This is a genomic window from Pseudomonas sp. TR47 (assembly GCF_044143025.1).
Classification (GTDB): domain Bacteria; phylum Pseudomonadota; class Gammaproteobacteria; order Pseudomonadales; family Pseudomonadaceae; genus Aquipseudomonas; species Aquipseudomonas putida_E.
Map to the genome: position 1 here is coordinate 121,424 of NZ_JBHFCS010000015.1, position 11,175 is coordinate 132,598.

8 protein-coding genes and 3 pseudogenes are annotated in these 11,175 nt (G+C 51.0%); all 11 read left to right on the forward strand.

The window, feature by feature from the left end; genetic code table 11:
- Positions 1-4,200, forward strand: a complete 4,200-nt coding sequence (locus ACEWE8_RS16840) for an RHS repeat-associated core domain-containing protein (RefSeq protein ID WP_395589331.1) — start codon at positions 1-3, stop codon at positions 4,198-4,200.
- A gap of 2 nt (positions 4,201-4,202) precedes the next feature.
- On the forward strand, positions 4,203-4,745 hold the full coding sequence (locus tag ACEWE8_RS16845) for a hypothetical protein (protein ID WP_046787624.1): 543 nt from the start codon (positions 4,203-4,205) through the stop codon (positions 4,743-4,745).
- Positions 4,746-5,043: 298 nt separating this feature from the next.
- A pseudogene (locus tag ACEWE8_RS16850) lies at positions 5,044-5,636 on the forward strand (RHS repeat-associated core domain-containing protein); the annotation flags it as partial.
- A 3-nt stretch (positions 5,637-5,639) separates the two neighbouring features.
- On the forward strand, positions 5,640-6,344 hold the full coding sequence (locus ACEWE8_RS16855) for a hypothetical protein (protein WP_052750483.1): 705 nt from the start codon (positions 5,640-5,642) through the stop codon (positions 6,342-6,344).
- A 188-nt stretch (positions 6,345-6,532) separates the two neighbouring features.
- On the forward strand, positions 6,533-6,928 hold the full coding sequence (locus tag ACEWE8_RS16860) for an NTF2 fold immunity protein (protein ID WP_223255160.1): 396 nt from the start codon (positions 6,533-6,535) through the stop codon (positions 6,926-6,928).
- 498 nt (positions 6,929-7,426) lie between these two features.
- On the forward strand, positions 7,427-7,999 hold the full coding sequence (locus ACEWE8_RS16865) for an imm11 family protein (RefSeq protein WP_080952179.1): 573 nt from the start codon (positions 7,427-7,429) through the stop codon (positions 7,997-7,999).
- A 206-nt stretch (positions 8,000-8,205) separates the two neighbouring features.
- The gene (locus tag ACEWE8_RS16870) at positions 8,206-8,643 is read left to right on the forward strand and encodes an NTF2 fold immunity protein (RefSeq protein ID WP_189339975.1); all 438 of its coding nucleotides are present in this window, start codon (positions 8,206-8,208) and stop codon (positions 8,641-8,643) included.
- A 79-nt stretch (positions 8,644-8,722) separates the two neighbouring features.
- Positions 8,723-9,328 (forward strand): hypothetical protein, encoded by a 606-nt coding sequence (locus ACEWE8_RS16875; protein ID WP_046787621.1) that lies wholly within the window; start codon positions 8,723-8,725, stop codon positions 9,326-9,328.
- A 283-nt stretch (positions 9,329-9,611) separates the two neighbouring features.
- A pseudogene (locus ACEWE8_RS16880) lies at positions 9,612-9,932 on the forward strand (sugar-binding protein); the annotation flags it as partial.
- Between the two features lie 61 nt (positions 9,933-9,993).
- Positions 9,994-10,779, forward strand: a complete 786-nt coding sequence (locus tag ACEWE8_RS16885) for a hypothetical protein (RefSeq protein ID WP_046787619.1) — start codon at positions 9,994-9,996, stop codon at positions 10,777-10,779.
- Positions 10,780-10,854: 75 nt separating this feature from the next.
- A pseudogene (locus ACEWE8_RS16890) lies at positions 10,855-11,175 on the forward strand (sugar-binding protein); the annotation flags it as partial.

An 11,175-nucleotide genomic window follows, 5' to 3' on the forward strand; every position in this document is an offset into this window, starting at 1 on the left:
ATGTTCGAAGCGGCCAGGTTCGGCGACGATATTTCGCACACTAGCGCTCTGGGGGGCTTCCTGATCGGGGCTGCCCTGGGCATCGCGCTGGTGGCCACGGTGGCCATCGCCACCTTCACCTGCGGGTTCGGCGTGGCCTTGCTCGCCGGCATGGCGGCCGGTATCGGAGGCAGCTTGCTGACCGCGGCCGGGGAGGCGATAGGCAGTATGTTCTCATCCCCCTCAGGGACGATAACCACTGCCTCACCCAACGTCTTCATCAACAGCCGCAAGGCCGCGCGGGTCGAGAAAAGCATCGGTGCCTGTGACAAGCACCCAGGGCCCGTACAGATCGCCGAAGGCTCGACCAACGTCTTCATCAACAGCGTGGCGGCGGCCCGCAAGGGCGACAAGTTGACCTGCGGCGCGACCATCTCCGGCGGCTCGGACAACGTCATCATCGGCGGGGGTACATTCCGCTATCTGCCGGTGGACGACGAAATCCCCAAATGGCTGCGCACGACCGTAGACGTGCTGATGGCCGTTGCCGGTGCCGCCGGCGGTATCGCCCAGCTGATCAAGGCCGGCACCCAGGCCGGCATGAAAGCCGTCATGCCCTGCGCCCTGAAGTTCACCGCAGGCTTTGTAGCCGGCGAAGTCGCCAGCCGCTACGTAGTTGAACCGGTAGCGCAGCGGGCCATGGGCGCCCTGACCGGTAACCCGGTAGACCTGACCACCGGCCGCAAACTCATCCCCGACGAAATCGACTTCAGCCTGCCCGGCCTGATGCCCATCGAGTGGTCGCGTTTCTACGCCAGCGACCTGACGGTCGACAGCGTGCTCGGCCGCGGCTGGGTACTGCCGTGGGAACAAAGCCTGCGCCGCAAGGGCAGCTTCATCTACCTCACCGACAACCAAGGCCGCGAAGTCCCGTTCGTCTCGCTGCAGCCGGGCGAACGCATCTACAACCCGCACGAGCAGGTGTACCTGGTGTGCACCGAGGGCGGCCACTACATTCTGCAGACGCTGGACAACCTGTTCTTCTACTTCGGCGAAGTGCCAGACACCGACACCGACGTGCCGCTGCAGCGCATCGAAAACGCCCTCGGCCACTTCCTGCACTTCACTCGCACCGCCGAAGGCACGCTGACCGACATCAGCGCCACCGGCGGCACCCGCGTGCACCTGCACTACGACCATCCGCTGGGACGGCTGACCGACATCAAACGGGTGGTGAACAACGAAGCGGTCGAAACCCTGGCTCAATACCGCTACGACGAACACGGCCAGCTCAGCACGGTTATCAACCGCAACGGCGACACCGTGCGCAGCTTCAGCTACGCCGACGGCGTAATGGCAAGCCACAGCAATGCCCTGGGCCTGACCTGCCATTATCGTTGGGAAACCCTCGACGGCCAGCCCCGCGTGGTCGAGCACTGGACCAGCGACGGCGAACACTTCCATTTCCACTACGACTTCGCCCAGCGCATCAGCTGGGCCACGGACGTACTCGGCCGCGAGCTGGAGGTGCAGTACAACGCCGACCACCGCGTCATCGCCAGCCGAGACTACGGCGGCGAGCGCTACGCCATCGACCTGGACGATTTCGGCAACATGGTCGGCCTGACCCTGCCGGACGGCAACCAGTTGGGCTTCAAGTACGACGAATACGCCCGCCTGCTCGAAGAGACCGACCCGCTGGGCCGCACCATCGCCTACGAATACCACCACCTGACCACCCTGGTAACCAAGGTCACCTACCCGGACGGCAGCACCTGGCAGGCGCGCTACGACGACAAGGGCAACCTGCTCGCCGAAACCGATGCCCTTGGCCACCTGACCGAGTACCTCAATGGCGAAGATGGTTTGCCGCACACCATCATCGATGCGACGTACAAGTCCAAGTACCTGTGGTGGAACACCCTGGCCCAGGTCGAGCGCTATCAGGACTGTTCGGGTAAAAACACCTATTACCGCTACGACGACCGCCAGCACCTGGTGGCCGTGACGGATGCGCTGCACCAGACCACCACGCTGGAACGCAAACCGGACGGGGAGGTGGTCAAGGTCAACCATCCGGACGGCACGGCGGAAACCTTCACCTACAACCCTTACGGCCAGGTGCTGACGCACACCGATGGCAAAGGCCAGACCACGCGCCTGCTGCGCACGGCACGCGGACTGCCGAGCAGCCGGCAGGATGCCAAAGGGCAGCGGATTCGCTACGAGTACGACAAGGCCATACGCCTTACCGCGCTGGTTAACGAGAACAACGCGACGTACAGCTTTGCTTACGATGCGTCGGACCGGCTGGTGGAAGAAGTGCGGGTGGACAACCTGACGCGGCGCTTCACCTACAACGACGGCGGCCATCTGACCAGGCTGGACGAAATTGGCTACGGTGAGAACGGTGAACAGCCACAACGCGAAACGCTGTTCGAGCGCGACCCCATTGGCCGGCTGATTGCCAAGCTCAACCGTGATGCGCGACAAGACTATGCCTATGACGATGTTGACCGGTTGCTGAGCATTCAGCGGCAACCCAGCGGTATCGGCAAACAACTCGGCATCACCGAAGAAAAACTCGAATACGCCTATGACCTGCTGGGGCGACTGACCCAGGAAATCACCCCACAAGGCGTACTCGGCTACGAATACGACCCACTGAGCAACCTGACCACGCTGACCTTGCCAGACGGGCGCAAGGTCAACCACCTGTACTACGGCAGCGGGCACCTGCACCAGCTGAACCTGGACGGCCAGGTCATCAGCGACATGGAACGCGATGATCTGCATCGCGAGGTGTATCGCACGCAGGGCAAGCTCACCAGTTGCTTTGGCTACGACGCCATGGGGCGCAAGGCGTGGCAGTTTGCTTCGACCCTGCCGGCGGAAAAGCTGTCGCAAGTGCAGAACCCCGGCATCAACACCTCGCTGCTGGTGGAGCACGCCTACAACCCGATTCACCGTCGCTACCAGTACGATCCGGCAGGTGAACTGGTACGCACCCTCGACAAATTGCGTGGCGAAATCAAGTACGAGTACGAAGCCAACGGCCAGTTGCATAGCCGCGATACCGGGTCACTGGTTGGCAGCGAAGAGTTCCGCTACGACCCGGCTGCTAACCGCCTGGACTTCAATGCGCGGCAGTTGGAGAAGGTCAAGGACAACCGTATCAAGCGTTGGCGCGATCAGGAGTACCGCTACGATCCGTGGGGCAACCTGATCGAGAAGCGCTCGGGGCATAGCAAGTTGCAGAGCTTTAGCTATGACTGCGAGAACCGGCTGGTTCGGGCGGAGACGCTGGTCAACGGCAAGCTGGAAAGTACGGGCGCTTATCGCTATGACAGCCTGGGGCGGCGGATTGCCAAAACCGCTGAAATCGGCGGCACCTCGGAACAAAAGCACTTCCTCTGGCAGGGGCTGAGGATGCTGCGCGAGGAGACGCCGGGGCAGAGCATTTTGTATCTCTATGAGCCGGGTAGCTATGCGCCCTTGGCGCGGGTGGATCAGGCGGAAGGGGAAGAGCAGAAGATCTATTACTTCCATAGCGATCAGATTGGTACGCCGTTGGAACTGACGGACAGCGACGGGAAAATCGTTTGGCAAGCGACTTATCGCTCATGGGGCGCGATTGAGCAGCTGGCGATCAATGAAGTCGGGCAGAATCTGCGTTTTCAAGGCCAGTACTTTGACTGTGAAACGAAACTGCACTACAACACGTTTAGGTACTTTGAGCCTGAGGTTGGCAGGTTTGTCACACAAGATCCAATTGGATTGATTGGCGGAAACAATTTATACAGCTATGGGCCGAACTCAATTGGTTGGGTTGATCCATTGGGTTGGTGCTCTAAAGCGCTGGGGAAAAATTTAGAAACAAGCGGTGTGACAAGACTCAAGAATACTGCAGCGCACCACATCGTCGGAGATACCGCCAAGCTTGCTGCGCCGGGAAGAGCGATTTTGAAAAAGCACGGAATAGACGTAGATGGCGCTGCAAATGGGGTGTTCTTACCGAATCGATTTAACACTGATGTCAGTGTGCCGGGGATATTGCACAACGGTAAAAATCCAAACAGTTGCTTTGAATCTGTTAACGAAATCCTCACTAATGTTGATGCCGCTGGTGGCAAAGATGCGGTGTTAAAAGCCATAGGGAATATTCGGCAGAAACTTATAGAGGCTCCTAGGAGCTCCAATTGGAAGGATATTTTCGGTTAATTATGAAATATTATTCTCTTACCCAGAGTAGTGAGTTCAAGACGCTGGTAGGAAGGTTCGATGATCTTGCCTTGTATGACGCTGCAAAACAATATGCCTTTGGCAAAGACTTCAATGCTGTTTTTTCTAGGCAATATGAGCTTGAATTTAGCTCAGACGACAAAAAAAAGAAAGATGGCTCAGATATATTTACTTTTTTCAGGCCTGTTTTGATTGTGACGTCCAAAGCTAAGGCGTTGTTTCAGTCTGTGATCCCTGACTCTGTTCACGATTTAAATGTACTCTCCCCTAATCCAGATCACTCCGGTATAGTGCTTGAAAAGTTGTTGTCGGGGGCGTTTAATAAAGAGATGTCCGAATTTGACGAGTACCCTAACGGGTTGGTCGTTTATAAGATGGTTCTTAATGCTGCAGCGATTCAGGGGGTTGATGTCTTTAGAGTGGCTGAAAATCCACTCTCCTTCTATGTGTCTGAAAAATTCGTTGAGATGAGCAAGGTCCGCGGGTTAAAAGGTTTTGAGTTTAAAGGAGTTGATGCGATTTAATTTCTGCAGGGGTTGCAAGTAGATCTTTAAAAATTCAGATTTAAGGGCTGAAGCACACGCTTCAGTCCTTGCTGTGATCGACCAGATACCAACCCGATATCCTGCAACAGCGCATCGAAAATGCCCTCGGCCACTTCCTGCACTTCACCCGATCAAACGGGTGGTGAACAACGAAGCGGTCGAAACCCTGGCTCAATACCGCTACGACGAACACGGCCAGCTCAGCACGGTGATCAACCGCAACGGCGACACCGTGCGCAGCTTCAGCTACGCCGACGGCGTAATGGCAAGCCACAGCAATACTGATCAGATTGGTACGCCGCTGGAGCTGACGGATAGCGAGGGTGAGGTTGTTTGGCAGGCGACGTATCGTTCGTGGGGGGGGCGATTGAGCAGCTGACGGTCAACGAGATTGACCAAAATTTACGGTTCCAGGGTCAGTACTTTGATCGCGAGACGTCGCTTCATTACAATACGCTAAGATATTACGACCCTGACGTTGGTAGATTCATTGGTCCAGATCCCATTGGCTTGCGCGGCGGTGTAAATCTTTTTAGATACAATGTAAATCCGATTTATTGGATTGATCCAACGGGGCTCGCCCCATGTCAAGTGCGAGTTGTTAATAATACAAAGATTCATGGTCGTGGACAGATAGACGGAACCCCTGGGCATGATCAGTTTTCAGAAGCAATCGCTAATAAATTGGCTATGAGCGGAAGGTTCTCGGATGTGTACTTAAATCGTTCATATTGCTTCGCAAATGGGCGAGGCGTCTCAGCTCGACGTCCAGATGTCATGGCTGTTGATGTGAACGGAAAGGCCCATGCGATCGAACTCGCCTCTAAGACGGATATGGGCATTGGCAATTTTTTAACTGGAAAAAACTAAAGTATGTTTGTGGTTGAGCTTGAGCGGTTTTACACGAAAATCTTTTCAGCCGGATTTTTCTATTCAATGGTTGCCGTTTTTGCGGCCGGGATCCTGCCAGGTTTTTTTCTAGTGCCGGCGATCATTACGGTAGTCGCTTTTATTGGTTGGAGTGTGGTTTGCGCTTATCGAACTGAGCGGTTCGTCACTTATGCAAGTTTTCGGTTATTTACTAATCTCTTTTTGGGGCCCATGTTGGCGTTCGCCTTGGCTCTCTCAGTCAGCTATAAGCTTTTGAAGCTAGATCCAGTTCTTGTTTTTGTGCTGAGTGGAGCGCCATTTGCCATTGTTGGGCTCGCCTATGTTGTGGTTTGCCTTTGTTCAATCGATCGTCCTGTTTTGAAAGTTGTAGGTGGGCGTGTTGACGTATTGGAGAGTCCGCCGTCGCACAGCCCTTGGCTTGCTGGATTGAGTGCGGGTGTAGGCAGCCTAGTTTATTCGATGATTCGTGAGTATGACGATTTTTATCTAGGGGTGATTGTTTTGACGATTGCTATATCCTTATATACGGTTTTTTATAATCGCCACAGTATTTCCTCACTCCGGGCGCTTAGGCGGCAGGAAGAAAGTTCGGGGTGCCAATATACTTTTATGGAGATCGAGGCGATACGGGAAAAGCGCACAGCGTCTTTGCTTGGAAGGATCTTCGCGAAAAAACACAACCCATAACGCCGGCCACGCAATAGGGCAGTTCCGAGCCTTTGAAACATAAATTGCAAACCTAGTTAGTAAAAAAGGGGCTGTCGACGTTGAACCTAACTTTATTTACGGTAATGGCGGTACTCGACCTACATCGATAACGTATGATGTATATCGTAAGAGTGAGGAAGTTCTCGAAGGTATATTTGGAAACTGATATGGCCAGAAATGATGTTAAAGAAGGTGTTCCCGAAGAGCTTAAAAAATTCATGCAGGAAATGAATGAGTGGGAGTGTGAGTTTTTTGATAAGCGCAAAGATGGCATAAGTAAGGGTGAGGATGGGTTAGAGTTGAAAAAGGTTTATGCCTTGAAATTGGAGCGGATACTTGATATGTATGCGTTAAAGGATAAGTCGAATTATGGTAGATTGATTGATCTGGGTTGTACAAGGCCGGCAACTTATGACCCAGTAAGCGACGAGGTTCAGTTAGTATCTGATAGTGATGGTAGTTTGGTAGTGCAAGTACAACAAGTGAAAGGGGCAGAAATTTGTTCTAGATTCTATCTGGTTGTCAAGGGAGGGGAGTGGAAGATAAAAAGAGGGAGATGTTGAGTTTTGATGAGAAGTGGAAGCGGGTTCCTCTTTAGATACACTAGTGCGAGCGCGATGGCATTGGCCGGATGCTGGCCAAGGTCAACGGCGATGCTCGGTAAGCCTGAGGCTCTGTATGGAAGCCCGAGAAATCCAACCGCCACCCCTCAAGCGCTGAGATTTTGTAGAGTCCTATGCCATCGACGGAAAGGAATCCTGTGATGGCAAAGCGTTACGAACTCTCGGGTGAGGCCAGGGCTGTGGTTGATGATCTCTTCTCCGAAACCCATGGCCGGGGGAGGTCCCGCCTTCAAGCTTTAATAGGTTCTTTGAGGCTGGAAAGCTATCAGATACCCAGCTAGCATTAGAAATTAGTAAGATTCAAAACTTTGCCAGAGAATGGCTTGAAGCCAACAAATTTGTTGTGGATGCAATTACTGGGCGCCTTTTATGAGTTTGTGTGAGAAAAATTATTACGTTATAAGTTATGACTCGACGGATGAGGGATGCCCCGTAAGCATGGCAGGTTTTTTTAACTGCGAGAAATTTGAGTGGGAACCCTATGAGCCAAATCCTGAGAATTTGAAAATAGAGCATGACTATAGTCTCACTTTGAAGAATTTAGATGTAGAGCTAGAAAGTATAGACTTTGATTTCCATCAGGTTGGCGCTATCTATGTCTCAAAAAGATTCTTAAGTGTTTGCGACCGTCTAGGCGCCAAATATAGGGCTGTTCCGCTTGAATTGAAATCAGGGAAAAAAATTAGGCAAGGTGATTTTTTTATTTTCCTTCCGGGCGAAAGTTTAGCTGGCATGGATAAGGATCAGTCTATATATGAATTATCAAAGGACATTCAGGCTGACGGCGTTATTAATAGTCCGCTCTATCCTGGTTCAATAAGCATTGATCGAATAGATCTGTTTGTACTGTCTGATGTTATAGAAAGTGATATTTTTCGATGCCAGGAGACGTTGGAGTTATTTTGCAGTGAACGGTTCTTGCTAGCTGCAAGTGATTTGAAGGGGATTTCGTTTACAAAGGTTGATAGTGCCTACAGATATGATCCATGGGCCGACCTTGAAGATATTTAAATGCTGTTAGGATGCTAGAAGTGGGTGTGCGGGTGGGGGCAGATCACTATGAGATTTTATGATTAATTTCTATGCTAGGGCTATAGAAACTGATGATGTGCCGCTTTTTTGAAGAGGAATGAAATCCTTCGTTACCAGAGCTCAATCAGGTGATCACAAGGCCTCTAACGTCCTCTATAACGTGTTTAAAAATGGTGATCTGGTCGATGAAAATGTCTTCAGTAACTAATTTGCGTGATGATTATCGAGAGGCGCTGCTAGGATTTATGACTGCCATGAATGAGTGGGAGTCATCTGGCTACAAGAAGAGTTTGCAGGCCTTCACGGATGACTCCTTAGAGGATGGCCTTGAGCATCGTCTGAGAAATGACCTTTTGGTTGTTTTTAAAAAATATGTAGTAGACGAGGGCCGAAACTATGATCGTGTCGAAAATATAGTTTGCGGCAGATCTCCAGAGTACGATTTGGTTAATGATGACGTTGAGATTTACGATGGCAAGGGAAGTGAGGTCTCAGTCATTATCAGAAAAAATACAGGGTTGCGCGCTTGTTTTAAGTTGAGTCTCATTGTGGAAGGGGGTTTATGCAAGGTTAGTAGGCGAGATCTACAGGATGATAAGAAGTGGCAAAGAACTTATGTTTAGTGACTAGCGTATTGCGTGATATTATTTTGCTTTTGCAAGGTTGTCGTGGCTTGCTGTGATATTGGGGGGATGGTTTTGTATGGAATTAGATTGTCTTAAAGAAAAATTTGAAACAATTAACTCCAGTGCTGCTGAGTCTATGGAGGCGTATTTGTCCGAGGCTCTACCGCTAGTTTCAAAAAAAGTAATAAGCAAAGGAGCTTTTTATAATGTGCGCCCGTATGAGATTGAGCGCGCGGGCTTTAAAAAGGGGCGCCTGCTAAAAAAGTTACCTGCAAACATAAAGAATACCCATGTCTACCACCTGGATGAAAGGGAACGTATTGTGTTTGTAGAGGTGTATGGTCAGTCAGAGAATATAGTAAGTAAAGAGTTTTATAAGTACGATGACGTTTCAATTGAACGTACCCATTTCACCAGTGTCGGTAGGCTAAGAAATATTTCGCTTTCAGTTGTAGAAGGTGAGTTGATTTATCGAGGTCTGAATTGGGGGGCGTTTGGCTGCAGTGACTCGGCATACGCATACTCCGGAACGCAACTGGAGAAAATAATGGTGCGCCAAAAAGAGCATGCCGATAGTGAGTTTTCTGAATTCGAAGTTTTTTTTGAGTATAGCGGTGATGAGCTGCTCAGAATTGTAAATGTTTTCCCAAATGGTTATCGGGAACAACGATTTCCATCCTGAGTGGTTAATATGCTTCTTGATGTTTTTGGTGATGGTCCTGGTTAAGTTTCGACAGCTCGTTGGCTATGTGAAATTCTCTACTGAGGGGTGGTGTTTGGCATATTGCAGTGCTGGAATATTTTGCCCCAGAGTAGTGATGGTTTGAAGTTGCGCCCTAGTAATGAGCGGCAGTAGTGTCAATGCCGGTTGGGTTGAGCTCTTTAAGAAGTTAATTGGATAAAATTTAAGGGGGCGCCATTAGTATTTTGATATTGTGTCCTCCTTTTTCGCAAGTAGATGCGCGGAAATCGGTGCGCGCCTTGAGCTCGACACCGTGTTCGCGCGAGATGCGTTTGGCGATTGCTGGCCAAGGTCATCCCGCGATGCACGTCGAACCTTCGAGTACGACGAAGCCGACCGGCTGCTGAGCATTCAACGCCACCCGACGGGTGCCGGCAAGCAGCTCGGGGTCACCGAGGAAAAGCTGGAATATGCTTACGACTTGCTTGGCCGGCTGACGCAGGAGACCACCTCCAACGGCAAGCTGGGCTACGAGTACGACCCGCTCAGCAACCTGACCACGCTGACCCTGCCAGACGGGCGTAAGGTCAACCACCTGTACTATATAGTGCTTCTGACATGAAGTATTTGCTTGATGATTTGATTTCTGGAATATAGGTGGGTATATGTCTGTTGCGTTGGCTTTATACGGTGTTGAAAACGTTAATCCTAAGCTGGCCCTGAAATTTGCTAAGCACTTTTTTGCTTGCATGAATCTGTCGATTACAGGTGCGGGTTATTATACATATTTGAGTGATGAGGATCATGTTGGCGATCACGATCTTGTAGCCTTGGAGTTGGCCGAGCTTGAGGCGAGAGTGAATAACGGTACAGCTACTGCGTTTAGGATATACAACGAGTCACCAGGTGCTATCCCTTGGTTTGCATCCTTTGGTTATTCTACGAATGACTTTGGCAGCTTCTATCACTTTGATGGCCAATGTTCTGAGGGTTCTGTGGGGCTAGAGAGCCTGATAAAATTTGTTAAAGATATCAGTGCTGATATTGTAGTGCCTTATGGGATTATCTATAACTGCGAAAAAGTAAGTAAGGCATTTAGTTACGCTGCTGGTAATAATATGGTGGCGATATATCCGTACGAAAATTCATCTGCATTTAAAAAAGAAGTGCCTGGCAGATTTCAGGGGCGAGAGCGCTACAAGGAGGATTTATTGAGGATGGTGTATCCCGTTAATCTATTAAGTAGCCGACATTTGGAGGCGTACGTTGAGGGGGTGGTGCTGAGAGATTGGATTGGTGAGAGTGGCGGGCGAGGATCACTCGAGACATTAACCTCCTCGACTTGGCTGTGGTACGTCGAGGCCGACCAGCTTCAAAACGTAAATAAGTCTCTGGGCGAGGCCGGTATCCTAATTTCATGGAAAAAACCGGATGTCAAAAAGCGTTTTTGATTTTTATTTCGAGCAATTTTTTTGCGAAAGGTACAGCCCGGGCCAGTTATTTGCTCGCAGAGCCTAGCTATATGCTTTGCCTATGACGCATCGGACCGCTTGATTGAAGAAGTGCGGGTCGACAACGTGACCCGACGCTTCAGCTATGACACAGGCGGCTATCTGACCCGGTTCGATGAGATTGGCTACGGCGAGAACGGTGAGCATCCTGAACGGAATACGCTGTTCGAGCGCGATCCGATTGGCTGCTTGTTGGCCAAGCTCAACCGTGATGCCCGTAAGGATTATGCATACGACGAAGTTGACCGGTTGTTGAGCATTGAGCGACACCCAACCAGCATCGGCAAGCAACTGGGCGTGAGCGAAGAAAAGCTGGAGTACAACTATGACCTGCTG